This window comes from Streptomyces sp. NPDC006602, assembly GCF_042870385.1.
Lineage (GTDB): Bacteria > Actinomycetota > Actinomycetes > Streptomycetales > Streptomycetaceae > Streptomyces.
This window is the reverse complement of sequence record NZ_JBIAHG010000011.1, coordinates 200,055-223,685: the sequence shown is the minus strand read 5'-3', so window position 1 is coordinate 223,685 and position 23,631 is coordinate 200,055. Positions and strand designations below refer to the sequence as shown.

The 23,631-nt window shown below is 70.9% G+C and carries 23 protein-coding genes and 2 pseudogenes; 13 read left to right on the top strand and 12 right to left on the bottom strand.

Annotated features, from left to right (window positions below):
* Positions 1-12: 12 nt before the first annotated feature.
* Genes ACFYO2_RS27050 through hutU form a run of 3 tightly spaced genes read right to left on the bottom strand, consistent with a single transcriptional unit; the run spans position 13 to position 4,276 of the window.
* Positions 13-1,362, bottom strand: a complete 1,350-nt coding sequence (locus ACFYO2_RS27050; protein ID WP_388354077.1) for a formimidoylglutamate deiminase — start codon at positions 1,360-1,362, stop codon at positions 13-15.
* On the bottom strand, positions 1,359-2,600 hold the full coding sequence (locus ACFYO2_RS27045; protein WP_388354075.1) for an allantoate amidohydrolase: 1,242 nt from the start codon (positions 2,598-2,600) through the stop codon (positions 1,359-1,361). The genes ACFYO2_RS27050 and ACFYO2_RS27045 overlap by 4 nt, the downstream gene beginning before the upstream one ends.
* Positions 2,597-4,276, bottom strand: coding sequence for a urocanate hydratase (gene hutU, locus ACFYO2_RS27040; protein WP_388354073.1), 1,680 nt, complete (start codon positions 4,274-4,276; stop codon positions 2,597-2,599). Before hutU ends, ACFYO2_RS27045 begins: the two co-directional genes overlap by 4 nt.
* Positions 4,277-4,413: 137 nt before the next feature.
* Between hutU and ACFYO2_RS27035 the strand changes: the two genes are divergently transcribed.
* The 5 genes from ACFYO2_RS27035 to ACFYO2_RS27015 all read left to right on the top strand — a co-directional run bounded on the left by ACFYO2_RS27035 (position 4,414) and on the right by ACFYO2_RS27015 (position 8,306).
* A complete protein-coding gene (locus ACFYO2_RS27035) occupies positions 4,414-5,841 on the top strand; it encodes a diaminopimelate decarboxylase (RefSeq protein WP_388354071.1) in 1,428 nt (475 codons plus the stop codon).
* Between the two features lie 171 nt (positions 5,842-6,012).
* Positions 6,013-6,426 carry a hypothetical protein gene (locus ACFYO2_RS27030; protein WP_388354069.1) on the top strand — a complete coding sequence of 138 codons (414 nt, stop codon included), beginning with the start codon at positions 6,013-6,015 and terminating at the stop codon, positions 6,424-6,426.
* Positions 6,423-7,334: a hypothetical protein gene (locus ACFYO2_RS27025; RefSeq protein WP_388354067.1), complete on the top strand. Its 912-nt coding sequence runs from the start codon at positions 6,423-6,425 to the stop codon at positions 7,332-7,334. Before ACFYO2_RS27030 ends, ACFYO2_RS27025 begins: the two co-directional genes overlap by 4 nt.
* 46 nt (positions 7,335-7,380) lie before the next feature.
* On the top strand, positions 7,381-7,911 hold the full coding sequence (locus ACFYO2_RS27020; RefSeq protein ID WP_388354065.1) for a roadblock/LC7 domain-containing protein: 531 nt from the start codon (positions 7,381-7,383) through the stop codon (positions 7,909-7,911).
* Between the two features lie 20 nt (positions 7,912-7,931).
* A complete protein-coding gene (locus ACFYO2_RS27015; protein ID WP_388354063.1) occupies positions 7,932-8,306 on the top strand; it encodes a hypothetical protein in 375 nt (124 codons plus the stop codon).
* Positions 8,307-8,313: 7 nt separating this feature from the next.
* Here ACFYO2_RS27015 and ACFYO2_RS27010 read toward each other — a convergent pair whose 3' ends face one another.
* From ACFYO2_RS27010 to ACFYO2_RS27000, 3 genes are all read right to left on the bottom strand, one after another.
* Positions 8,314-8,868 carry a hypothetical protein gene (locus ACFYO2_RS27010; protein WP_388354060.1) on the bottom strand — a complete coding sequence of 185 codons (555 nt, stop codon included), beginning with the start codon at positions 8,866-8,868 and terminating at the stop codon, positions 8,314-8,316.
* Positions 8,869-9,044: 176 nt separating this feature from the next.
* On the bottom strand, positions 9,045-9,959 hold the full coding sequence (locus tag ACFYO2_RS27005; protein ID WP_388354058.1) for a MurR/RpiR family transcriptional regulator: 915 nt from the start codon (positions 9,957-9,959) through the stop codon (positions 9,045-9,047).
* Complete coding sequence (locus tag ACFYO2_RS27000) at positions 9,956-11,464, bottom strand: aromatic amino acid ammonia-lyase (RefSeq protein WP_388354055.1); 1,509 nt, start codon at positions 11,462-11,464, stop codon at positions 9,956-9,958. Before ACFYO2_RS27000 ends, ACFYO2_RS27005 begins: the two co-directional genes overlap by 4 nt.
* A gap of 195 nt (positions 11,465-11,659) precedes the next feature.
* Here ACFYO2_RS27000 and ACFYO2_RS26995 point away from each other — a divergent pair, with 195 nt between their 5' ends.
* The 6 genes and pseudogenes from ACFYO2_RS26995 to ACFYO2_RS26970 all read left to right on the top strand — a co-directional run bounded on the left by ACFYO2_RS26995 (position 11,660) and on the right by ACFYO2_RS26970 (position 15,986).
* Positions 11,660-12,154, top strand: coding sequence for a CBS domain-containing protein (locus ACFYO2_RS26995; protein WP_388354052.1), 495 nt, complete (start codon positions 11,660-11,662; stop codon positions 12,152-12,154).
* Positions 12,151-12,603 (top strand): annotated as a pseudogene (locus ACFYO2_RS26990) (SLC13 family permease); the annotation flags it as partial. The gene ACFYO2_RS26995 and the pseudogene ACFYO2_RS26990, both read left to right, overlap by 4 nt.
* A 252-nt stretch (positions 12,604-12,855) precedes the next feature.
* A complete protein-coding gene (locus ACFYO2_RS26985) occupies positions 12,856-13,371 on the top strand; it encodes a hypothetical protein (RefSeq protein WP_388354049.1) in 516 nt (171 codons plus the stop codon).
* 77 nt (positions 13,372-13,448) lie between these two features.
* Positions 13,449-14,882, top strand: coding sequence for a flotillin family protein (locus ACFYO2_RS26980; RefSeq protein WP_388354046.1), 1,434 nt, complete (start codon positions 13,449-13,451; stop codon positions 14,880-14,882).
* 148 nt (positions 14,883-15,030) lie between these two features.
* Positions 15,031-15,258: a hypothetical protein gene (locus ACFYO2_RS26975; RefSeq protein WP_388354043.1), complete on the top strand. Its 228-nt coding sequence runs from the start codon at positions 15,031-15,033 to the stop codon at positions 15,256-15,258.
* Between the two features lie 227 nt (positions 15,259-15,485).
* Positions 15,486-15,986 (top strand): CBS domain-containing protein, encoded by a 501-nt coding sequence (locus ACFYO2_RS26970; RefSeq protein ID WP_388354040.1) that lies wholly within the window; start codon positions 15,486-15,488, stop codon positions 15,984-15,986.
* Between the two features lie 106 nt (positions 15,987-16,092).
* Here the strand turns inward: ACFYO2_RS26970 and ACFYO2_RS26965 are convergent.
* Positions 16,093-16,482 (bottom strand): annotated as a pseudogene (locus ACFYO2_RS26965) (DNA repair ATPase); the annotation flags it as partial.
* 138 nt (positions 16,483-16,620) lie between these two features.
* Positions 16,621-17,106 carry a hypothetical protein gene (locus ACFYO2_RS26960; protein WP_388354252.1) on the bottom strand — a complete coding sequence of 162 codons (486 nt, stop codon included), beginning with the start codon at positions 17,104-17,106 and terminating at the stop codon, positions 16,621-16,623.
* A 260-nt stretch (positions 17,107-17,366) separates the two neighbouring features.
* Between ACFYO2_RS26960 and ACFYO2_RS26955 the strand changes: the two genes are divergently transcribed.
* Entirely contained in the window at positions 17,367-18,425 is a 1,059-nt protein-coding gene (locus ACFYO2_RS26955) for a PucR family transcriptional regulator (protein WP_388354038.1), read from the top strand.
* 104 nt (positions 18,426-18,529) lie between these two features.
* On the opposite strand, the gene ACFYO2_RS26950 is transcribed toward ACFYO2_RS26955, so the two are convergent.
* The 4 genes from ACFYO2_RS26950 to ACFYO2_RS26935 form a co-directional block, all read right to left on the bottom strand.
* Positions 18,530-18,880, bottom strand: coding sequence for a DoxX family protein (locus tag ACFYO2_RS26950; RefSeq protein ID WP_388354035.1), 351 nt, complete (start codon positions 18,878-18,880; stop codon positions 18,530-18,532).
* A gap of 264 nt (positions 18,881-19,144) precedes the next feature.
* A complete protein-coding gene (locus ACFYO2_RS26945; protein WP_388354227.1) occupies positions 19,145-19,735 on the bottom strand; it encodes a TetR/AcrR family transcriptional regulator in 591 nt (196 codons plus the stop codon).
* Between the two features lie 50 nt (positions 19,736-19,785).
* A complete protein-coding gene (locus ACFYO2_RS26940) occupies positions 19,786-20,868 on the bottom strand; it encodes a hypothetical protein (RefSeq protein WP_388354032.1) in 1,083 nt (360 codons plus the stop codon).
* 157 nt (positions 20,869-21,025) lie between these two features.
* A complete protein-coding gene (locus tag ACFYO2_RS26935) occupies positions 21,026-21,841 on the bottom strand; it encodes an oxidoreductase (RefSeq protein WP_388354029.1) in 816 nt (271 codons plus the stop codon).
* A gap of 715 nt (positions 21,842-22,556) precedes the next feature.
* Here ACFYO2_RS26935 and ACFYO2_RS26930 point away from each other — a divergent pair.
* Positions 22,557-23,606: a response regulator transcription factor gene (locus tag ACFYO2_RS26930; RefSeq protein ID WP_388354027.1), complete on the top strand. Its 1,050-nt coding sequence runs from the start codon at positions 22,557-22,559 to the stop codon at positions 23,604-23,606.
* The last annotated feature ends 25 nt before the right edge of the window (positions 23,607-23,631 follow it).

Genomic DNA, 23,631 nt, shown 5'->3' with positions numbered 1-23,631 from the left:
CGTCGGTGGGGGTCAGGAACGCAGGGCTTCGACCGCGGCCGCCAGCGCCCGCGGAGCATCCGGTACGAGCGTGTGTGCCCCGTCGCGTACGACGTGCCGCCCGCCCACGATGGTGTGCCGTACATCCGCTGCCGTCGCCGCGAATACGGCCGTCTCGGCGCCGAGCCTGGGCAGCGTCCCCGCTGTCCTGACCGAGTCGAGCGCGATGGTCGTGAGGTCGGCGAGCGCGCCGGGTTCGATGGTGCCCGCCTCGTCCCAGCCGAGGGCGGCGTGGCCGTCGGCGGAGGCGGCGCGCAGCAGGGCGGCTGCCGTCCAGTGACCGCGGGTGCGGGTGCGCAGGCGCTCGTCGAGTTCCATCGCGCGTGCCTCTTCGAGCAGGTCGATGACGGCGTGGCTGTCGGAGCCGAGGGAGAGCGGGGAGCCGGCCTTCTGGAGGGCGGCTGCCGGGCCGATGCCGTCGGCCAGGTCGCGCTCGGTCGTGGGGCACATGCAGGTGCCGGTGCCCGAGTCGCCGAGAAGGGCGATGTCCTCGTCCGTGAGGTGCGTGTTGTGGACGCCGGTGGTGCGCGGGCCCAGCACCCCGTGCTCGGCGAGGAGTTGGGTCGGCGAGCAGTCGTGCGCCGCCCGGCAGGCGTCGTTCTCGGCGGTCTGCTCGGACAGGTGCACATGGAGCGGGGCCCGCCGCTCCTCGGCCCATCGCACCACCGTCGCCAACTGCCGCGCGGGTACGGCACGTACGGAGTGGATGGCGGCCCCGATCCGCGCGTGATCCCGGTCCTTGAGAACTGAACAGCGTTCCGCCCAGGCGTCCGCGCTTCCGTCGGAGAAGCGGAGCTGGTGGGTGTTGGGCGGCTGTCCGAAGCCGGAGGAAAGGTAAGCGGTGTCGAGGAGGGTGATGCGGATACCGGCTTCGGAGGCGGCGTCGACGAGGGCCTCGCCCATCGCGTTCGGGTCGGCGTACGGGGTGCCGCCCGGGGCGTGGTGCAGGTAGTGGAACTCGCCGACGGCCGTCACACCGGCCAGCGCCATCTCCGCGTACACCGCGCGGGCGAGCGCGTGGTAGGTCTCCGGGGTGAGCCGGTCGGCGACGGAATACATGACCTCGCGCCAGGTCCAGAAGGTGCCGGAGCCGACCTGGACGGTGCCGCGCAGGGCGCGGTGGAAGGCGTGCGAGTGGGCGTTCGCCAGGCCCGGGAGGGTCAGGCCGCGGAGGGTTTCGGCGCCGGGGGGCGGGGTGGAGGCGTCCCTGCGGACGGCGGTGATGCGCCCGTCCGTGACCTCGACGACGACTCCCGGCTCGACGTGGGTGCCGAGCCAGGCGTGCTCCAGCCAGTACGTACGAGTCTGCTCCGTCTGCGTCACCTGCAGGCCAGCCCTTCCAATACGTCGGCGAGAGCGACCACACCCGCCACGCAGTCGTCCTCCGCCGCGTACTCGGCCGGGGAGTGGGAGACGCCGGTGGGGTTGCGCACGAACAGCATGGCGGTCGGGATGCTCCCGGAGAGGATCCCGGCGTCGTGTCCGGCACCGGTACCCAGGACGGGGACCTTCAGCCCGGTGTCCTTGCCGGTCTCCTTGCCGTTGTCCCTGCCCAGGATGCGGGCGAGCTCGTCACGCAGGGCGTGGTCGAACTCGACGACGGGCGTGAAGGACTCACGGACGACGTCGAGGTCGACGCCGTGTGCGGCGGCGTACTCACGGGCGGCCTTCTCCACCCCGCCCACGACGGTGTCGAGGGACTCCTGGTCGGCGGCGCGGGAGTCGAGCCAGCCGCGCACCAGGGAGGGGATGGCGTTGACGCCGTTCGGCTCGACGACGATCTTTCCGAAGGTGGCGACGGCACCGGCGAGTTGAGCCTCGCGGCGGGCGGCGAGCACGGTCTCGGCGTACGACAGCATGGGGTCGCGCCGGTCGACCAGCCGGGTCGTCCCCGCGTGGTTGGCCTCGCCCCGGAAGTCGAACCGCCACCGTCCGTGCGGCCAGATGGCACTGGCGATGCCGACCCGGTCGCCGCTGAGGTCGAGCGCGCGCCCCTGCTCGACGTGCAGCTCGACGAAGGCGCCGATACGGGCGAGCCGCTCCGGGTCCGGCCCGATGGCCTCGGGGTCGTACCCAGCGGCCTCCATGGCCTGCGGCAGCCCGATCCCGTCACCGTCGGTCAGCCGATGCGCCTGCTCGACGGTGAGCTGCCCGGCGGCAAGCCGCGACCCGACACAGGCAAGCCCGAACCTGGCCCCCTCCTCGTCACCGAAGTTCACGATGGCGAGGGGCTTGGCGAACGTGACCTGCCGAGCGCGGAGTTCATCGAGCGCGGCGAAGGAGGACACGACCCCGAGGGGCCCGTCGAACGCCCCACCATCAGGCACGGAGTCAAGATGCGACCCCGTGACGACGGCATCCCCGGCACCCGGATCCCCGAGCCACGCCCACTGGTTCCCGTTCCGGTCCAGCTCGCAGGTCAGGCCCCGCGCCTCGGCCTGCGCCTTGAACCAGGCCCGGCACTCGGCATCGGCCCCGGTCCAGGCGAAGCGGCGGTAGCCGCCGGAGGCGGAGCTGCGGCCGATCGGCAGCAACTCCGCCCACATGCTGTGGAAGGTCACGCGTCGTCACCCTCGCGCATGGGAACCCGCACGCCCCGCTCCTCGGCCGCCGACTCCGCGATGTCGTAGCCCGCGTCCACGTGGCGGATGACACCCATGCCGGGGTCGTTGGTCAGGACCCGGCGGATCTTCTCCCCGCCCAGCTTCGTACCGTCGGCGACGGTCACCTGCCCGGCGTGGATCGACCGGCCCATGCCGACGCCGCCACCGTGGTGGATGGACACCCAGGACGCACCTGAGGCGACGTTCACCATCGCGTTCAGCAGCGGCCAGTCGGCGATCGCGTCCGAACCGTCGAGCATCGCTTCGGTCTCGCGGTACGGCGAGGCCACCGACCCGGCGTCGAGGTGGTCGCGGCCGATCGCGAGGGGCGCGGCCAGCTCGCCGCTCGCGACCATGTCGTTGAACCGCTCGCCGGCCTTGTCGCGCTCGCCGTAGCCGAGCCAGCAGATACGGGCGGGCAGGCCCTGGAAGTGGACGCGTTCGCCGGCCATCTTGATCCAGCGGTGCAGGGACGCGTTTTGAATGGACTCAGCCTCGGGGAAGAGGTCGAGGATCGCCTTGTCGGTCTTGGCGATGTCGGAGGCCTCGCCGGACAGCGCCGCCCAGCGGAAGGGGCCCTTGCCTTCGCAGAACAGGGGGCGGATGTAGGCGGGGACGAAGCCGGGGAAGGCGAACGCTCGGTCGTATCCGGCGAGTTGGGCCTCGCCGCGGATCGAGTTGCCGTAGTCGAAGACCTCCGCGCCGGCGTCCATGAAGCCGACCATGGCCTCGACATGACGGGCCATCGACTCACGCGCGCGGGTGGTGAAGCCGGCCGGGTCCTTGGCCGCGGCCGACGCCATGTCGTCGAAGTCGACGCCCACCGGCAGGTACGCCAGCGGGTCGTGCGCCGAGGTCTGGTCGGTGACGATGTCGACGGGAGCGCCCTCGGCGAGCATGCGCGGGAGCAGCTCGGCGGCGTTGCCGAGCAGGCCGATGGACAGGGGGCGGCGGGCGTCGCGGGCCTCGACGGCGAGCTGGAGGGCGTGCTCCAGGGAGTCGGCCTTCACATCGAGGTAGCGGTGCTCGATGCGGCGCTCGATGGCACGCGGGTCGCAGTCGATACAGATCGCGACGCCGTCGTTCATGGTGACGGCGAGCGGCTGGGCGCCGCCCATGCCGCCGAGGCCGGCGGTGAGCGTGATCGTCCCGGCGAGGGAGCCACCGAACTTCTTCGCGGCGACGGCGGCGAAGGTCTCGTAGGTGCCCTGGAGGATGCCCTGGGTTCCGATGTAGATCCAGGAACCGGCGGTCATCTGCCCGTACATGGTCAGGCCGAGGGCCTCCAGGCGGCGGAACTCCTCCCAGTTCGCCCAGTCCCCCACCAGGTTCGAGTTGGCGATGAGGACACGCGGGGCCCACTCGTGGGTCTGCATGACGCCGACGGGGCGGCCGGACTGGACGAGCATCGTCTCGTCCTGCTTGAGGGTGCGCAGTGTGCGGACCATGGCGTCGAAGGAGCGCCAGTCGCGGGCCGCCTTGCCCGTGCCGCCGTAGACGACGAGCTGGTCGGGGTGCTCGGCGACCTCCGGGTCGAGGTTGTTCTGCAGCATCCGCAGTGCGGCTTCCTGCTGCCATCCCAGGGCGCTCAGTTCCGTACCGCGCGGTGCTCGTACGGGGCGGGGTCCTGACATGGTCTGCCTCCTGGCTCCTGGTGGATTGCTCCCAGCGAATTTCTTACTGCCGATATTCACATCCTGACTTCCTGAATAGAACTAGTCAATACGTTCCCGCGTCGGTGTTGGTGGGGCACGGATGTTTCGCTGGACTCATGGGCGCACGAAACGACGGGACGGGGGAAGCTGTGGACAAGGGCAACAGCAACGCGGGGGAGCTGGGCGGCGACACCGGCGGGGAACGGGTCGTCCGCCGGGACGACGCGGTGCGCGCGGCCGTGGAGCAGGGGCTGCTCGGACCCGGCACCCCCATCGTCGGCCTGCTGGACGTCACCGGCATCCGGGAGTCGGCCGCGGCCCTGCGGCAGGCCTTCGACGAGGTCATCGCGCCGGGCACGCCCGTGCTGCACGCCTTCGCGGTGAAGGCGACCCCGCTGGTGCCGGTGCTACGGCTGCTGCGGGAGGAGGGCATCGGCGCGGAGGTGGCGAGCCCGGGCGAGCTGGCGCTGGCGCGGGCGGCGGGGCTGCCACCGGGCCGGACGGTACTGGACTCGCCCGCGAAGACGCCGGCCGAGCTGCGGGAGGCGCTGGCGCTGGGGATCGCCGTCAACACCGACAACCCGCAGGAGCTGTACCGCATCGACGCTCTGATGAGGTCGGCGGCCAGCCGCTCCCCCCTCGGGATCCGGGTGAACCCGCAGGTCGGGGCGGGGGCCATCGAAGCCCTCTCCACTGCCACGGCGACCTCGAAGTTCGGGGTGGCGCTGCGGGACGAGGGGGCGCGTGAATGGGTGGTGCGGGCATACGCCGAGCGCCCTTGGCTGTCCCGGCTGCACGCGCACACGGGGTCGCAGGGCGTCCCGCTCTCCCTGATGGCCGAGGGCGTGGCTGCCACGTACGCGCTCGCGGAGGAGATCAACCGGCGGATCGGGCGTCCGCAGATCGACACGATCGACATCGGCGGCGGGCTGCCGGTGAACTTCGGGTCGGACGCGACGTCACCGACGTACGCGGACTACGCGTGCGTGCTGAAGCAAGCCGTGCCGGGACTGTTCGACGGACGCTACGGGCTGGTGACCGAGTTCGGGCGGTCGCTGCTGGCGAAACACGGGACGGTGGTGGCGCGGGTCGAGTACGCCAAGAGCGCGGGCGGGCGGCCGGTCGCGGTGACGCACGCGGGCGTGCAGGTGGCGACGCGGACGGTGTACGCGCCGGGGGCGTGGCCGCTCAGGATCGCCGGGTACGACGGCAAGGGGCGGCCGAAGGAAGGGCCCGAGGTGGTGCAGGACGTCGCCGGGCCGGCGTGCTTCGCGGGCGATCTGCTCGCCCAGGGGTATGGGCTGCCGCTCCTCGAACAGGGCGACTACGCGGCGGCGCTGGACACGGGCGCGTACTACTTCGCGCACCACTACGCGTACAACTCCCTCGCCCGGCCCGCGGTCTACGGCTTCGCGCCGGACGGGGCGGGAGGCACCGCGTTCGCGACCGTGCGGGAGGCCCAGACCGTCGAGGAGATCGTGGCCGAGTCGGGAGGGGCGCACGCCGCGGCGCTCACCAGCCTCCGCACGCCCGGGCACGGTTGAGGCACTCCGGTACCCTCTGGTGATCAACCGGTATCGAGACCAGGCCAGTTGACCCACCCTAGTCACTCGCCGCATGTTCCACCGGAAAATGCCAAAATCCTCACCCCTCACGCACACGTTGCGTAGCTTCGGCGTCACTCAGCCGAACCCGAGGCGGGAGGGGAAGCCACGGTGCCCGGAATAGACGAGTGCCTGCTCGAAGCCATGCGACTGCCCGGTGCCCGGGGTGCCGCACTGGTCGACTGGACGAGCGGGCTGGCCCTGGGCGCCGTCGGGGAGGCTCCGGGCGGCGACCAGGAGGCGGCCGCGGTGGAGGCCGCGGAGCTCGCCCGGCTCGCCGCCGAGCAGCACGCCTTCGCAGCCGACCCCGGCGAGGAAGGGGAAGCAGGGCACGACGACGGTGCCGATCCGCCCGTTGAGGACCTGATCATCAGCAACCGGGACAGCTATCACGTGCTGCGGTTCGTGCGGACGTCCTTCGACAGCAGCGTGTGTCTGCACCTGTGGCTGGCCCGCGCGGACGGCAACCTCGCGCTGGCCCGCATCCGGCTCGGCGAGATGGCCGGACGGCTGGTGCTGGGATGACCGCCGTGCAGACCACCCCGCCGCCCCGGCTGCCGGTGCGGGACAAGGTGGCGGCCCGGAACCGGGGCTGGGGCGGCGTCTCGCCGATGCTGGCCCGGCTGGCCGACGAGCGGGCCACCGGCGTCCTGGTCCGCGAGCGCGGCACGCTCTGTCTCGCCGAGGGCCGGGTGGTGCACGCCGACAGCCCAGCGGCCCCCGGTCTGGACGTCCTGCTCACCGCCCACGGCACCCTCGACGCCGGCACCTGGCGGCAGGCGCTGGCCGAGACCGGCGACCGGCACCGCGCCGGCCACCTCCTGGTCGACGACGGCCACCTCACCCCGGGTGCGCTGGAGCTGTGCCGGCTGACCGCGCTGTACGACGCCGCGTACTTCGCCCTCGCGCCCAGCAGCACGCCGGGCCGCTTCCGCTACGGCACGGAAGCGGATACGGGGCCCGGGCCCGCTTGCGGGTGCCCCATGCCCGTGGCCGCCCTGGAGCGCGAGACCCTGCGCCGCCGAGACCTCCTGCACCGCATCTGGCCCGACCCGACGACCGACGAGGCCCCGCTGACCCGGACGCACCGCGCCGCACTCCCGGCGCCCACCTCCCGCCAGCGGGCCGTCCTGGCGGTTCTGGCCGAGCCGGCCGTCGTACGCACGGCGACGGACATCGCCCGTGAACTGGGCCGCCCGGCGTTCCACACGCTGGTGGACATACGGCGGCTGGCGGCGGCCGGTGTCGTATCGCCCCGCCACGACCGCCGCGCCGCCCGACCGGCCCCGGTCGAAGCGGCCGGCACACCTCAAGCACCCGAGACACGGGAAGCACCAGAAGCACCGGACCCCTTCGCGGGCATCCCCACCGACATCACCGACCCCCACATCACGCTGCTGAAAAGGCTCAGGGATGCGCTGGAGGCCCTTTGAACGACAACGGCAACAGCAGCGGACCCGCGCCGAGAGGAGAAGGCTGATGGCAGCGGAGGCCGACATCCTGGAGGAGTTGCGCCGGCTCAGAGCACGCGTGCCCCAGCTCACCGGTGCTCTCGCGACCGGCGCCGACGGTCTCGTCCTCGCCCAGGACACCCCCGGCATCGACCCGGAGAACCTGGCCGCGCTCACCACCACCGCCCGCGGCCTCGCCGCGCAACTGGCCGAGGCGAGCGGGCAGGGGGACTTCCGCGAGCTGCTCGTGCGCGGGGTCTACGGCTGTGTGGCGACATACGCGGCGGGCCGCGGTGCCGTCCTGACGTTGCTCGCCCAGGACCGCGTCAACGTGGGCCGCCTGCACCTGGAGGGCCGGCGGGCGGGCGCCCGTATCGGCGAACTCGTCGACGCCGCGGCGGCACCCCAGGCAGCCGAGGCCACCCCGGTCGGCGCGGTCACCCCCACCAAGCCCGCCGCGAAGACATCCGCCAAGACCGCCACCCCCGCGCGGAGCAGAACCCCGCGCACACCGCGCCCCACTACGACCACCAACCCCCGCACCACCACCGAAAGTTGAGAGGAACCGAGGGAACAGTCATGACCAACACCGAAACCGCACTCAAAGAAGCGCTCGCCTCCATCGAGGGCGCCACCGGCGTCGCACTCGTCGACTACACCAGCGGTATGGCGCTGGGCACCCTGGGCGGCGGCAAGAGCTTCGACCTCAATGTCGCCGCCGCCGGCAACACCGACGTGGTCCGCTCCAAGATGCGCACCATGGAGCACCTCGGGCTCAAGGCCCAGATCGAGGACATCCTGATCACGCTGACCGACCAATACCACCTGATCCGCCTGATCAGCGGACGCGGCGGCAACGGTCTCTTCCTCTACCTGGTCCTGGACGCCAAGCGGGCCAACCTGGCGATGGCCCGCCACCAGCTGAAGAAGATCGAAGAAGACCTGGAGGTCTGACAGTCCGCTAGACGAGGGCCGCGGTGCGGCGGCGGGCTCCACCCGGGGCCGCGTCGCCCGCCGCGATCCCCGTGCTGCGGTAGGCCTTGACCGTCTTGCCGGCCGGACTGCCGCCGTTCTCGGCGAGCCAGTCGACGCGCACCCACAGCAGCGCGTCCTCGGCCCGCTCGCGCCGCCCGAGCCAGGCGGCCTTCAGCCGCAGCCCCGTACCGCAGCCGGCGAGCAGCATGCCGCCCGCGGCGGGCACGGCGAACGAGCTGCCCAGCGCGACGACCCACGCGAGCAGCAGCCACCAGCGGTGTCCCCGGCGCCAGTTGCGCGCGCTCACCGCACGGTCCTGGAGCACGTCGTGCTTCCCGGCGCGCACGGCCGAGCGCGCCAGCACGCCGTACCGCCTGCGTCCGCGGTACGCCACCACGACCGCCGCGATGATGAACAGGGCGGCCCCGGCCATCACCCCGATCCGCCGGCCCGTGATACCCGGCACCAGTACGCCGACGCCCGCCGCGAACACACCGAGCCACCACATCGGCGCGGCTCCGGCCCGGACCACCACGGCCACCCGAGCCAGACCTTGACCTCCGCGACCCTCGCGACCTCCACCGCGACCCTCGCGACCTCCGCGTGACACGATCCGCCTCCTCGTCGCCTCAGCACGATTTTCTGGTCGCACAGATTAGCGAGCGAACGTGAGACGCGTCTTAGAACGACCCGCAGCGTCTTGGAACGACCCGCACCTCATTCCACGAACAGCCCCCGCGCCGCCGCCCGCGCGTCGAACTCCTCCAGCCGTGCCTGCGCGTCCGGCAGGTCGTCGCACATCGCCTCCAGCAGGACTCGGCCGAGCAGCATCGGCGCACAGGCCGTGTCGAAGGCGAGCCCGGTGCCGACGGCGGCCGGCAGCAGCAGGTCGGACACCTTGGCGACCGGTGCGAAGGCCGAGTCCGCGACGCTGACGACCGTCAGGCCCGCCTCCCTGGCGTACGCCAGGGTGTCCACGACCTCGCGCGGATGCCGGGGCAGCGCGAAGCACAGCAGGGTCGAGGCGCCGGCACGTACGGCGGCGTCGATCCGGTCGTGGATCATCGTGCCGCCCTCGTTGAGCAGCCGTACGTCCGGATGGACCTTGGCGGCGAAGTACGCGAAGCCGTACGCCTGCGAGGCCGCTGCCCGCAGCCCGAGCACGGGAAGCGGGCGCGAGGCCGCGAGGAGCCGTCCCGCCTTCTGCACGGGCCGCGGGTCGGCCAGCACCTCCGCGAGATGCCGCAGGTTCTCGATCTCGGCCTCGACGGCCTGCTGGTACTCGTTGTAGGACGCGGAGGCCGCCGTCTGCTCGCTGGGCGCGACCTCGCGCAGGTGCCTGCGCAGGGCGGGGTAGCCGTCGAAGCCGAGGGCCACCGCGAAGCGGGTGACGGAGGGCTGGCTGACCCCGGCCAGCTCGGCCAGCTCCACGCTGGAGAGGAACGGCACGTCGGCGGCCCGCCGCACCATGCTGTGCGCGATGCGCCGCTGGGTCGGCGTCAGACGGTGCCCCTCGAACAATGCCTGCAACCGCGCGGCGGGACTGTCCGGCACGGCCACACTCCTGTCCGGCACAACCGCGCCCGTACCCGTCTCCGTGCCCACCGCGCCCGTCTCCGTGTCCGCGCTCATGACTCGCTCCCCCTCCAGATGTCCGTGAACCGGTCCAGCAGTGCGGCCGCCGCCGTCACGTCGTCCGTGAGCGGCCGGTCGGTCGGGTCCTCGTCGAGCACCGACTCGGCGAGCTCCTGCGCGCGGCCCACCGGAAGGTCCGGGTCGGGCCTCAGGTCGCGCTGGCGCAGCGCCCGTACGGCGGCGACGAGTTCGCAGCCGACGACCAGACGGTACGCGCCGCACACGCGCAGTGTCTGACGTGCGGCGAGCGAGGCGAAGCTGGCCTGTTCCTCGACGCCTCGGGAGAGTACAGCGTGGCCCAGGGAGGCGGGCGCGGAGAAGGCCCGCACGTCACCGAGGGCGGCGCCGGCGGCGTACTCCAGGATCATGACGCCGGAGGAGGCGGGCTCCTGGTCGGCGAGGAAGGGCCGCAGCCTGGTGAACCCGGGCTCGTTCAGGGACGACAGCCGGGACGTCGACAGCCGCGCCACCTGGGTCATCGCCAGCCGGAAGTGGTCGAGGGCGAGGGCGAGTTGGGCCTGGTAGAAGCCGCCATGGTGGTAGGCGGCCAGGTCCTCGGGACAGATCAGGGGGTTCTCGGCGGCCGCGTTGATCTCTATCTCGAGGACCCCCTCCAGGGCGTCGGCCGCGTCGTGGGCCGGGCCGTGGATCTGGGGCAGGCAGCGGAAGCCGTACGGGTCCTGGATGCGGCCGAGCGGCGGGGTCGGCCGGTCCGCGGCGCCGACCAACTCCCGCATCCGGCGGGCGACCTCGCTGGAGCCGCGGTGCGGGCGGGCGGCGTGCACGGGCGCGGCGTACGCCTCGTGGGAGCCGTCGACGGCGAGCAGAGAGAGGGCGCCGACGACCTGGGTGGCCTCGATCAGTCCGCGCAGTTCGTGCAGGGCGAGGGCGGACTGCCCGAGGGTGAGGGCGTTGCTGCTGATGAAGGCCAGGGCGTCGTTGTTGTCGAGGGGCTGGGCCTCGGGGGCGCCCGCTCCCCGCCAGGGGTGTTCCCCGGCCAGCGCGAGACCGGCCTGGGCGAGGGCGGCGATGTCCCCGGTGCCGACGGACCCGAACTCGTTGACGACGGGATACGCCCCGCTCTCCAGCGCCTCGCACAGAGCCGTGACGACGGTGGGTCTCAGGCCGGCGCCGCCCGCCAGCAGCTGGTTGGCGCGGACGGCGAGCATCGCCCGCACCTGCCGGGCAGGGAGTTCCTCGCCGATGGCGCCGGCGTGGCTGCGCAGCAGCCGCAGACCGTGCTCGGCGGCCGCCTCGGTGGGCACGTCCTCGTTCCGGTTGGCGCCGACGCCGGTGGAGCGGCCGTAGACGCGTCCGGTCGCGGCGATCCGGCGGGCGGCGTCCCAGGATTCCTCGACGCGGCGCACCGCCTCGCTGCCCGGGACCGGCCGGGCGGCCCCGTCGGCGAGGCGCACGACGTCCGCGACGCCGAGAGCGACCCCGTCGAGGACGACAAGACCAGAGCCCGCGGTCCACGGTGCGTCCACGATCCGAGACGACATCAAGCCCAAAACCTCCCCAGTCCGGATACCCGATCTTGCCTCTTGGCCATCCGTTACCTCGGATCAGCACTGAGGCGTTGACAAGCTATTCACCTACGAAGAACTGTGCATGACGTTATACAGCCGAGCAAGGGACAACTCGTGATCCAGTTCGACGCTGAGCGCGGCGGCTTGAGATGAGAGCGTGGTTCGGCCGTGTTGGCGCATGAACTCGCCGAGCCCTACCCGTACGTGTCCACCGACGACGCCGCCACCGATGCGGCCCTGCTGCTGGCCGAGCACAAGCTGCCCGCACTGCTGGTCGTCGACGGTGACGACCAGCCGTACGCCGTCGTGCCCGGATCGCAGCTCGTCGGACGGCTCGTGCCCGAGTGCCCACTGCAGGATCCGCCGCCCGCGGCCGGGTTCGACGACCGGGACCTCGACGAAGTACCTGACAGGCTCGTCGGGCTCACGGTCGCGATGGGGGTCCCCCCGCTCGAGCGAAGCCGAGAGTGGGGGAGGCTGCCGCGCCACCGGTTCCGGCCGTCGACGGTCGAGCCGGACGCCAGTGTCCTGCACATCGCAGCTCTCATGGCGCGCACGCACACCCCGCTGGTCACCGTCGTCGAGCGCGACGGCGACCAGACCTGGCTGGTCGGCGCGGTGACGGCCGCCAGCCTGATGGAACGACTCATCGGAGGAACGTGAACGGCTGGCAGAGCTGGGCGGCGATCGTCGTCTTCGTCGCGACGTACGGTCTGATCATCAGCGAGAAGATCCACCGCGTGGGCGCGGCCCTCGGCGGTGCCGCGCTGATGCTCGCGATCGGAGCGACCGACGACAAGTCGGCCTTCTTCTCCGAGCACAGTGGCGTCGACTGGAACGTCATCTTCCTGCTCATGGGCATGATGATGATCGTCGGCGTACTGAAGAAGACCGGACTGTTCGAGTACCTGGCCATCTGGGCGGTGAAGCGGGCACAGGCCAGACCCTTCCGCGTGATGGTCATGCTCATCGTGATCACGGCGGTGGCCTCGGCGCTGCTCGACAACGTCACCACGGTCCTGCTCATCGTCCCGGTGACGCTGCTGGTGTGCGAGCGCCTGGCCCTGCCCGCCGCCCCGTTCCTGATCGCCGAGGTGTTCGCATCCAACATCTGAGCGGACGGCGGCGAAGGGCGCACACCATCGCCAAGTCCTTGCGCGCGCCAGGACCTGTGGTGCTCGCCGCGACGCCAGGGCCCGGCCGACTCCTCAGCCGTCGGCCGCTGTTTGGGACGGGGTCCGCAGACGCTTGGGTCAGGCATCAAAAGCGCGTAAAGACTGCCGTAATCCGGCAATGACCGCAGTAGTCGGCGCGTGAGACCATCCCCTGGCGTGGCGCGGACGACAGCCGGGAGGTGAAGTTCCGTGACTCTGTTTCTGGGTCTCGGCATCGCGGGTCTCCTCCTGCTGGTGCTCGCGCTCGTCTTCGACGGCCTCCTTGAAGGGCTCTTCGACGGCGTCGGCGCGTTGGAGGGGCTGTTCGACGGGCTGCTGTCGCTTCCGGTGATCGCCGGGTTCGTCTCGATGCTCGGCTTCGGCGGGGCGATCGTGCTCGGCACCACGAGTCTCGGGGCCGGTGGCGCGGCCGTGGTGGGGGCGGGCGTGGGAGTCGGGGCGGGCTGGCTGACCTGGCGCCTCAGCCGGGCCCTGATGCGGGAGGAACCCGGCACAAGCCCGCGCGGTACGGACCTGGTGGGAACGTCCGGTTCCGTGGTCACGCCGATCCCGGCCGACGGCTACGGCGAGGTGCTGGTGTACCTGGCGGGCCAGCCGGTGAAGTACGCGGCGAAAGGCGCCGGCCCCGTCGAGCGCGGTACCGAGGTGTGGGTCGAACAAGCCCTCTCGGCGACCTCCGTGGCGGTACGCCCGGTCGACCGCTGAGTCATCGTCCGTTCGTCGTTGTTGTTTTTCGTTCCGCCCCGCATACAGGGGGCTGGGTTTCAAAGAGGGGCATAGTCATGAGTCCTGTCCTCGTCGCGGTCGTGGGAGTCGTCGTACTCCTGGTCCTGCTGGCACTGGTCGTGGTCACGCGTTACAAGGTGGCCGGTCCCAGTGAGGCGTTCATCGTCACCGGGCGGCGCGGCAAGAAAGCCACCGATCCGGAGACCGGCCGGATCTTCACCGACAACAGCGGGCAGAAGGTCGTGGTCGGCGGCGGCGTGTTCGTCGTGCCGTTCGTCCAGCAGAAGTTCACTCTCGACCTCTCCTCACGGCACATCCCTGTCGCGGTGCGCGGCGCCGTCACCCTGCGCGGGGTCAAGGCCCACCTGGAAGGCGTCGCCATCGTCAAGGTCGGCGGCAGCGAGGACTCCATCCGCGCCGCGGCCCAGCGGTTCTTGATGCAGCAGGACGGCATCGTCGGCTTCACCCAGGAAGTGCTCTCCGGCGCGCTGCGCGCCATCGTCGGCAGGATGTCGGTGGAGGACATCATCCGCGACCGCGCCGCATTCGCCGGTCAGGTCGCCGAGGAGGCCGAGGCCAGCCTGTCCGGGCAGGGCCTGGTCCTTGACGCCTTCCAGATCCAGGACATCAGCACCGAGGGCTCCTACCTGGAGGACCTCGGCCGCCCGGAGGCCGCCCGCGCCAAGCAGGAGGCCGACATCGCCGAGGCGGTCGCCCGGCGGGCTGCCGAGCAGGCGCGGCTGAAGGCCGAGGAGGAGATCGCGATCGCGCAGCGGACGTTCGCGTTGAAGCAGGCCGAGATCAAGGCCGAGACGGACGAGGCCGCTGCCCGGGCCGCTGCCGCGGGACCGCTGGCCGAGGCTGCCCGCAGCCAGGAGGTCCTCGCCGAACAGGAGAAGGTCGCCGAACGGCAGGCCGCGCTGACCGACCGGGAATTGGACACCAAGGTCCGCAAGCCCGCCGACGCCGCCCGCTACCAGGCCGAGCAGGAGGCCGAGGCCCGTCGCATCGCCCTGGTCAAGCAGGCCGAGGCCGACGCCCAGCGCTCCCGGCTGACCGGTGAGGGCGAGAAGGCACACCGCGCCGCGCTCGCCGACGCGGTCCGTATCGAGGGCGAGGCCGAGGCCGCCGCGATCGGTGCGAAGGGTGCCGCCGAGGCCGAGGCGATGCAGAAGAAGGCGGATGCGTTCGCCCAGTACGGCGACGCGGCCGTGCTGCAGATGCTCGTCGAGGTCCTGCCCCAGGTCGTGGCCAAGGCGTCCGAGCCGCTCAGCGCCATCGACAAGATGACGGTCATCTCCACCGACGGCGCCAGCCAGCTGTCGCGGACGGTCGCCGACAACGTCGCCCAGGGTATGGAACTCCTCAGCTCCACCACCGGAGTCGACCTCGCCGAACTGCTGAAGGGCATGACCCGGCGGACCGGCGGGACGCAGGCCACGACCACGGCGCCCGCCGAGGCCAACGGAAAGATCGAGGTCACCGGCTGACGTCGGCGCCCGACGGCGCAGCGCGCCCGGACGGTGCTCGAACCGCCCGGGCGCACCCCGGCCAACGCCGCCCGGCGTCATGGTCGCTACCGGCACAGGCACCGGTCTTCCTCCTGATGCCGGTCACCGCAACGGTGAGGAGAACTGCATGGCGCGCAAGCGAGTGCGGGCGGCGATCGGGGGTGTCTGGATCACCTGTCAGGTCTGCCGCGGCGACCTGTTCCGGGAGCGGGACGTGATGCTCAACAGCGTCGGTCTGGAGTTCTTCAAGATGGCGTGGGCGGACGAGACAGCGAGGGGGCTCATCTGCCAACGCTGCGGGTACGTGCATCTCTTCGTGAACAAGACCATCAAGCTCTACCGCGCCGACAAGTAACTCCCGGTGGTTGCAGCCTGAGTTGGGCGAAGGTCCCACTACGTGGCTCTCACCGGTGACCAGGACGCGTCGCTGACGGGCTCCGGATGAAAATCGGCCGGCACCCCCGACCGCCCAGCTGGTGCACATGGGCCCGCCACGTATGTTCCGCGTCGATGTCCTGGCCCCCACTCCGACGACGTACGACCCTGGCTGCAGGAACATCTCCAGTGGGAGAGGAGCCCGCCGTGCGCGCTCGAGACCTGGCGGTCGAATACGAAACGGTGAGCGTCGACAGCGACGCCATGGACGCGGCCCGGCTCATGGCCGAGCACAAGCTGCCGGGCCTGCTGGTACTGGACGAACGGGGCCAGCCGAAGGCGATCCTGCCAGCCTCCCAAATGATCAAAGTGCTGGTGCCCGCCTACGTCATCGAGGACCCCACCCTCGCCGCCGTCGTCGACGAGAAGCACGCCGACCGGCTCTGTCAGGCGCTGGCCGGCCGACGTGTCGGGGACTGCCTGTCCAGCAAGGCGGCACCGCCGCCGATCGCCGACCCCGACGACACCGCGCTGGAGGTGGCCGCTCTGATGGCACAGGTACGCAGCCCGCTGGTGGCGGTCGCCGAAAAGGTCAAGGCCGAACCTGGCGGCCGGGAGCAAGGCAGCACCCGCTTGCTGGGCGTGATCACGGCCTCACACCTGCTGCACGAACTGCTGGGCGCCGCAGGGGCGTTGAGCAGCACCTGACCGGGCCGTGGGGCTCGCGCGCGTGTCGGCTGCTCCACGCCGGAAGCACGCAGGATCCCCCGGTACACCTCGCTGTCGATCCATCGGACCAAACGCTCCAGCACCGGATGCGGGCTTGGCGGTAGTAGCGGTGGAGGGCGGCGAACTCGCGGACGAAGGCGGGGTCGTCGAGCAGGCCGGGCACGGCGTTGTCGGGGAGCCGGTTCAGGTCGCCGTCGTGCAGCGTGAAGACATCGCCGACGGCCGTCTCGGGCCCCCGGCCGGGGAAAATGTTGTGGCCGAAGAGGACGGCGTCGCCGATGGAAACGATGTCGCGGGGGACGCAGGTGTGTTCGATGCGCAGCCGCTCGGTGCGCGTCAGCTCCAGCCGGGTGGAGCCGAACTCCTCGGCGCGGCGGGAGTTGAGCGCCTCGGCGCGGCGGGCGAGTTCGCCGACCTGGGCGGTGAGGCGGTCGCGCAGCACCTCGTACGTGCCGGGGTCCGGACCGGTGGTCATGGTGTCCCTCTCGGAAGTCGGAGAAAAACGTGGTCCGGAGCTGCCGTCCCCTGTGCGGCAGCTCCGGACCACGGGCCAGGTGAGGCCGTGTCAGCGCAGATCGGGTCCTGGCCGTGCCGGTCAGGACCCGGCGGCGGGTCAGACCCTTGCGCTGCCGTTGAGCGCGGCGGGCGAGGTGTCAGCCAGGCCCAGTTCACCGGCCTTGTCCAGCAGTTGCTTCACCTGTCCGGCGTTCGTGTCATCGCTGTTCGTGAGCTTCATCAGCTTCGGGAAGAAGCGGTGCAACGTCCCTACGATCAGGCAGGCCATGGCCCAGGCGACGGGCAGTGCTCCCACCGGGACGATGAGGCGCAACAGCCCGGTGGCAGGTCCTGGAGGCGCGAACACAACAAGCACAACTGCCGCCCCGACGCTCAAGGACCAGGCGAGTACCGTCAGCAACGAGAAAGCGATCGTCGCGGGAACCCCGTCCAGGCGCCACCCCCGCAGGTCCACGTCCGTGTCGAAACTGTCGACGCCGGTGAGACCGACGGCGACCAGCAGCCAGAAGCACACGAGCACGACCAGGGCGGCGGTCAGCAGGATCGTGGGCAGTCCCGTGGCGGCCACCAGAAACGTCCGCATCTCCCAGTCCCCTCCCCAGCCGCGGCGCGCAGCAGTCGAGTCCGACGGTGCACAGCCCCTTCGGACTCCGGTGCCGGACACCTGCCGGTGCCGGGCACCTGCCGGTATCCGGCACCAGAACCATCCGCCGTGCTCCCCACGACCATGCTGCACGATCGGATCCCGGCGGCGCATTGCCGATTCCCGGCAGTGTTCACTAGGGTCTGCATGCCGGTGGCCGTCAAGAAGCCGTCATCGGCGCGTCAAGAATCGGGGACGACGTGACCGACCGGGAGATTCCCGAGCAGTATCTCGACGGCTATGACCGCATCCTGACGGACGTCTCGGCCACCGGCCGGCGCCTTACCCGGGACGAGATCGCCTCCCGGCGTGCCCTGGGGGAACAGGCCGCGGAAGCCGGCCACGGACTGCGCGCCCTGATCAGCGCGCACCTGACCGCCGCGCGCGCAGCCTGGCCGCATACGCCGGGCTCGACCGACAGCGCGCTGGCCGCCGTGCAGCAAGTGATCGACGCCTTCGCCGAGGGCTACGAACACGCCCAGCGCCTGGCCGTACGCCAGGAAGAGGCCGCCCGCCGTGAGTTCATCGACGACCTCCTCTACGGCCGCAGCGACCTCGGCCGCCTCGCCGAACGCGCCGAACGCTTCGGCCTGCGCCTCTCCCACGCCCACGCCGTCGCCGTCGCACAGGGCCCGGACGCCTACGACGAGGGCGACCCGGTGCCCCGGCAGGTGGAACGGGCGCTCATCTCCCGCTTCGGCGACCGCAGCGTCCTGCTCACCACCAAGGACGGCCGGCTGCTGTGCATTGCCCCCGGTCCCCAGGACGAGGTGCTCACCTACTTCGCCAAGCAGGCGCACACCGCCACCGACGGCGGCCGGGTCGCCATCGGCCGCCCCCAGCCCGGCCCCGGAGGCGTCGTCCAGTCCTACGAAGAGGCACTCAACGCCCTCGAACTCGCCGAGCGCCTCGACCTCGACGACCCCGTCCTGCGAGCCGCCGACCTTCTCGTCTACCCCGTCCTCACCCGCGACCGCCAAGCCATGGCCGACCTCGTCCTCGACACCCTCGGCCCTCTCACCACGACCCGCGGCGGCGCCCAGCCCCTCCTCGACACCCTCACCGCGTACTTCGACTCCGGCTGCGTCGCTGCCGAGGCCGCACGCCGCCTCACCCTCAGCGTGCGCGCCCTGACCTACCGTCTGGAACGCATCCACAAGCTGACCGGCGCCAACCCCGCGGATCCCGCCCACCGTTACATGCTCCAGACGGCGGTGATCGGCGCGCGGCTGCTGGACTGGCCCGCCAAGGACCTCTGACGTAGGCCCGCGGTCCCGGCCACCGTGACAACCGCCACGACCGACTGCCTGCGCGACGAAGGCGAGGCACACGCCGAAGCCCTCTGAACCATCGTGGAGCGCGATCAGACCGTCGCGAACCCCAGCACCAGCGGCGCCACGGAAACGAGCATGATGGCGGCCGGGGTGCCGACTCCCTTCTTGTCGCCTGCACGGAGGTGCGTGATCACGGCGCCCAGGAAGTACAGGACGACACCGATCGCCGCCGCGATGCCCAACGGTCGGTAGGCGATGCCGGCGAGCAGCCCCAGAGCGCCCGCGATCTTGACCAGGCCGAGCGGCAAGAACCAGCTGTCGGGCACCCCGAGCGCCTTGAGCCCCTCTGTGATCTTCGGGTCGCCGGTGATGTCCGGGCGGGCGGAGAAAAGCAGCACCAGGGACAGCACGACAGCGAGGACTACATAGGCGATGAACACGGAGAACTCCGGAGGGGGAAGGGGACCGTCGACCGGTCCGGGAATCAGTGCGGCAAGCGATGAACCGCGGTCATGTGACTGCCTCGTGTCCGAGGCATTGTTGTGGGCGTGGGCGAGGTGTCCTGGTGATGCCGAGTGGGAGCGGCCGCAGGCCCATCGGTGTGGCCAGATCCCGAACGGGGTGATCTTCACCGGGATCCCGCCGGGTCGGGATCATCGAGTTCGATATCCCCGACATGGAATACAGGTCACCGACTGAAGCGATCAGTTGTGCTGCTCGGCATCCAGCAGTGCGAGGGCGTTGCGGATGCCCTGTTCGAGGAGTTCGTCGGCGAGTTGCCGGTCGGTCAGGGCACGGGAGAGTTGCAGGGTCCCGGCCATCATGCCGAGGAGGCTGAGTGCCTTCAGGTGCGCCGAGGGCGGGTCGTGGGGTGCCAGGCGGGCGGCGAAGCCGTCGATGAGGACCAGCGCGCCGTCGGTGTATGCCTGCCGGGTGGAATCCGTGGAGCGTCCGATCTCGTCGAGCAGGGCGGCGTTGGGACAGCCGTCGTCGATGTTGTCGCGCTGCTCGGTGGAGAAGTACCAGCGCACGATCTGCTCGAGTCCGGCACGGCCGGGCGCCGCCTGGGCGACGATGTTCTCGTGCTGTGCGCGCATCTGGTCGGCGACCGCTTTGGCGACGAGTTCGTCCTTGGAGGTGAAGTAGGCGTAGAAGGTGCCGTTGGTCAGGCCCGCGTCCTTCATGAGCGTCGCGACGCCGGAGCCGTCGATGCCGTTGCGCTTGAGCCGGCGGCCGGCCGTCGTGATGATCCGCTGTTTTGTCTCCTGCTTGTGTTCTTTCGTGTATCGCACGATGCGTTCCTCCATCGCAGCCGGGGCTTGCGCCCCGGCTGCCGCTGGTCAGGTCAGTGTGCCGCGCCTGCAAGGAGAGCAGTGAAGTTGATCGTCGCGGTCTGCAGTTTCGGGTCGTGGGGCTCGGGGACCCCGCCGTCGGTGATGTACAGCCGGTCGCCGAGAACCGCGGTCGCGGAGGGTGAGGCGAGACCGTCCGCGCTGGTCAGGACGGGCTTGTAGGTGCCGTCCGGGTAGATCACCAGGACCCTGTCCGGGCCGTTCTGCGAGGAGGAGCCGTTCTGCGCGGCGAAGACCACGTCGGACCAGGGGGTCAGGAAGCTGAGATCGTCGATGTTGGGCAGGCCGCCCGCGACCTGGCGGATGGGGCCGGGCGCGCCGGTGGTGGTGACCCGTACGCGCAGCAGGGTGCCCTTGTTGAAGTTGGTGACCCACAGGGCGCCGTTGTGGAACCTGAGCCCGTTGGCGCCGATCGGCAGGGCTTCGGTGGGCACCGGTGCGAGAGCGGCGTCGGTCAGCCACGGGGTCACCGCTCCGCCCGAGACCGGAACGGACCAGATGGTGCCCTTCAGGCTGTCCGCGATGTAGAGGGTGCGTCCGGCCGAGTCGACGGCGAGCCCGTTGGGGCCCGAGTCGGCGGGCAGAGCGGCGACGCGCTGAGGGGTACCGTCGGGAAGCAGCTTGTACACGCCGTTCCGGTCCGCGTTGCCCGGGGCCCACAACGCGTAGTAGACGGTGCCGTCGCTGCCGCGGGCGTTGCCGCTGATCGCCTCGCCGATCTGCCCGGTGGCGAGGACCGTGCGCTCTCCGGTCGGGGAGATACGCATCAGCTCGGGCCCGTGGGTGCGCTCGCACACCGCGCAGCTGCCGAGCATGGACAGGGTCACTGAGCCGTCGGGGTTGGCGGTGATGTTCTCGGGGATCTCGCCGGCGTCGAAGTCGAACTTCGCCGCGGTCTGTACGTCGGTGACAATGGATCCGCTGTACGAGCCTCCCGTCCATGCGGACGCCGACGTGGCCGACCCCAGGACGGCCGCCGTCGCGGTGACCGCCAGCGCGATTCCGACCTTCTTCTTCAGGAAACGCCTTGCGCTCGATGCGCGGTGCCGGGCCGTGTGCTGGCGTTGCTGCTGCATGACTCTCCTTGGCAAATCAACGAGTGACTGATCGATGGACTTCCGCCGACATCAGGGAGGCCAGTGATGTCGGGTACAGCGGAGACATTCGGGCGCAATCGGCGCCCTTGAAGCCGGGCCGGCAGGTCATCGGCGCCCTTGAAGCCGGGCCGGTAGGTCAGGTGGGCAGGCGGTTGCCCTTGCGGATCTGCTTGTCGAACGTTCCGGCGGGGACGAGGCGGCGCGCGGTGGTGACGCGTGAGGCCAGCGGGCCGGCGGTGTAGCGCAGCTTCGGCTTCTTGACGGTGGCCGCGGTGACGATCGCTTTGGCGACGACGGCGGGGTCGTCGCCGGCCTTCATCGCCTCCGCGACCACCTCGTCGAAGACGCGCCGTCGCTCCGCGTACAGAGGCAGCGGGGTGTCGGGCTGCGCGGCGTTGGTTTCGAAGCTGGTCTTGGTGTAGGCGGGCTGAACGATGAGGACCCTCACGCCGTGCTCGCGGACCTCGTGGTCCAGCGACTCGGAGTAGCCCTCGATGGCGTGCTTCGAGGCGACGTAGAGGGCCATGAAGGGCTGGGGGGCGACCCCGAGGACGGACGAGACGTTGATGACGCGTCCGCCGCCCTGGGCGCGCATGTGCGGCAGGACCGCCTTCGTCATACGGATGACACCGAAGACGTTGATGTTGAAGACGTTCTGGGCCTGGGCGACGGAGTTCTCCTCGACGGCGCCCGACGCGCCGATGCCCGCGTTGTTGACCAGGACGTCGATGCGTCCGAACCGGTCGATCACCTCGGCGACCGCGGCGGTGGCCGAGTCGTCACTGCCCACGTCGAGATCGACGTACGTCACACCGTCGGGCGGGGTGAGTCCGGAGGTCTTGCGGCCGGTCCCGATCACCTCGAAACCCGCCGCGACGAAGGCGCGGGCCGTTTCCTTGCCGATCCCCGATGACGCGCCTGTCACGAGCGCCACCGGCTGGTTTGTCGCCATCACGGATCCCCTTGGTTTTAGATTACGTTCGTATGCCTTACGTTCGTACGACCATATGGTGGTCGTCGGTCGTTGGCAAGGGGTCACGCCCGGCTATCCGAGAAAGGATCCGGATACGTGGGTGCGTTACGGGAAAGATCACGAGCGGACGACGAGCAGGTGACCGAGACCGCCACCGCAGTCCTCGCATCACCCGCCGCACTCGTCGACGGCGGCCTCGATGCCGTCCTCACACACCACTTCGGACTTGAACACCTCAGAGCGACACGCCGACCGAGCCCTGTTTTCGGGGACGGTCCCGGTGGTTGAAGGTGGCCACCCCCTGGTCTCCGACATGCCGAAACCCCCGCCGGCCGCCGGTGTCGAACAGGTGGAGGCCGTTGGATCGTGGCGCTGGAGGTGATCCCGGAGGCGTCATCCGCTGGTCGCGAACGGATCTTCGCAGTCGGTGCTCATTGGCTCTCCTGACGTGCGATGCGGAGGTAGTCGCCCAAGCGGAGTTCCAGCTCTCCGAGACCCCTCTCGGCAGCGGCGGGAGCGTCGCCCTGTCCTGCCGACGCTACGACCCAGGATCGCCGTCACCATGTCTTCCCCCTGCGGTGGGCAGCGAGTGCACTGATCGAGCCCGACGCTACGGAGGAAGCGAGGAAAACGGATCCGTCACCGTGTCCGTCACCGTGTCCGTCAAGATTTGGCCAGGTGTCGTTGAACTCGGGTGGCCGGCAGTGGCTCCGGGCGCGCTGAAATCGACACGCTGCGGCACACGGACCAGGTCACCGCCCTGACCCAGGCGCTGGCACAGACGGCTGCGCTGGGCATCGCCCAGGGCTCCTGGACCTCGGCCACGTCGAACGCTCTTGAGGGGCTCCACGTGGCCGAGGGGACCGGCGACGACCTCTTGGCGGCGCAGTGCCGCGCCAGTCTCGGATGGCTGGCGGCCGCGCGAGGCGAGGAGCAGACCGTCGCAGACTTCGCCGCCCGGACCATCGAGGTGTGGCTGCCGTGTGGGATGCGCGCCTTCAGCGCAGGCGCGGAGTGGAACCTCGGCATGACGGCGCTCTTCGCCGGCCGGGCCGAGGAGGCCCTGGACCACCTGGTCCGGCTGACCGAGCACGGGCACCACACTGCGCACCCCACCATCGCCGTGCTCGCCGCGGCGGACACCGCCGAGGCCGCCCTCCAGACAGGGCAGCGGGCGACGGCCGAGGAACAGGCGCGGCGGCTGCGGCGGTGGGCCGAGCGGACCGGGGCGGCGTGGGCGATCTCCGCGACGCACCTTGTCCATGCCCTGCTGGCCTCCGGAGCGGACGCGGAGAAGCAGTTCCGGCTTGCGCTGGATGTTCCCGGAGCCCGGTCGCGGCCCTTCAACTACGCCCGCACGCGCCTGCTGTACGGCGAGTGGCTGCGGCGGGCCGGCCGCCGTTCCGACGCCCGGACCCAGCTCGCCGAAGCCGCGGAGATCTTCCGGCGACTGGACGCGGCGCCCCTGCTTGCCCGCACCCGGGCCGAACAGGAGCTGACGGGGCAGCACCTGCGCCGCGACTCACCGGCCCGGGACACCGCAGCCATCCTCACGCCGCAGGAGTTGAGAGTCGCACGGCTGGCCGCGCAGGGGCTCACCAACCGGGAGATCGGGGCACAGCTGCTGATCAGTCCTCGCACGGTGGGTCATCACCTGGCCAACGTGTTCCCCAAGCTCGGTATCGTCTCGCGCGCCGATCTCGCGCGCATCGACTTCGGGGACGGGCTGCATCTGATCGGCTGACCGGCCGCCTTCGGGGAGGGACCGG

Coding starts and splice junctions, on each gene's coding strand:
- hutU (WP_388354073.1), bottom strand. CDS start 4,276: ATGTCAGGACCCCGCCCCGTACGAGCACCGCGCGGTACGGAACTGAGC.
- ACFYO2_RS27035 (WP_388354071.1), top strand. CDS start 4,414: ATGGGCGCACGAAACGACGGGACGGGGGAAGCTGTGGACAAGGGCAAC.
- ACFYO2_RS27025 (WP_388354067.1), top strand. CDS start 6,423: ATGACCGCCGTGCAGACCACCCCGCCGCCCCGGCTGCCGGTGCGGGAC.
- ACFYO2_RS27020 (WP_388354065.1), top strand. CDS start 7,381: ATGGCAGCGGAGGCCGACATCCTGGAGGAGTTGCGCCGGCTCAGAGCA.
- ACFYO2_RS27015 (WP_388354063.1), top strand. CDS start 7,932: ATGACCAACACCGAAACCGCACTCAAAGAAGCGCTCGCCTCCATCGAG.
- ACFYO2_RS27005 (WP_388354058.1), bottom strand. CDS start 9,959: ATGAGCGCGGACACGGAGACGGGCGCGGTGGGCACGGAGACGGGTACG.
- ACFYO2_RS27000 (WP_388354055.1), bottom strand. CDS start 11,464: ATGTCGTCTCGGATCGTGGACGCACCGTGGACCGCGGGCTCTGGTCTT.
- ACFYO2_RS26980 (WP_388354046.1), top strand. CDS start 13,449: ATGAGTCCTGTCCTCGTCGCGGTCGTGGGAGTCGTCGTACTCCTGGTC.
- ACFYO2_RS26975 (WP_388354043.1), top strand. CDS start 15,031: ATGGCGCGCAAGCGAGTGCGGGCGGCGATCGGGGGTGTCTGGATCACC.
- ACFYO2_RS26960 (WP_388354252.1), bottom strand. CDS start 17,106: ATGCGGACGTTTCTGGTGGCCGCCACGGGACTGCCCACGATCCTGCTG.
- ACFYO2_RS26940 (WP_388354032.1), bottom strand. CDS start 20,868: ATGCAGCAGCAACGCCAGCACACGGCCCGGCACCGCGCATCGAGCGCA.
- ACFYO2_RS26935 (WP_388354029.1), bottom strand. CDS start 21,841: ATGGCGACAAACCAGCCGGTGGCGCTCGTGACAGGCGCGTCATCGGGG.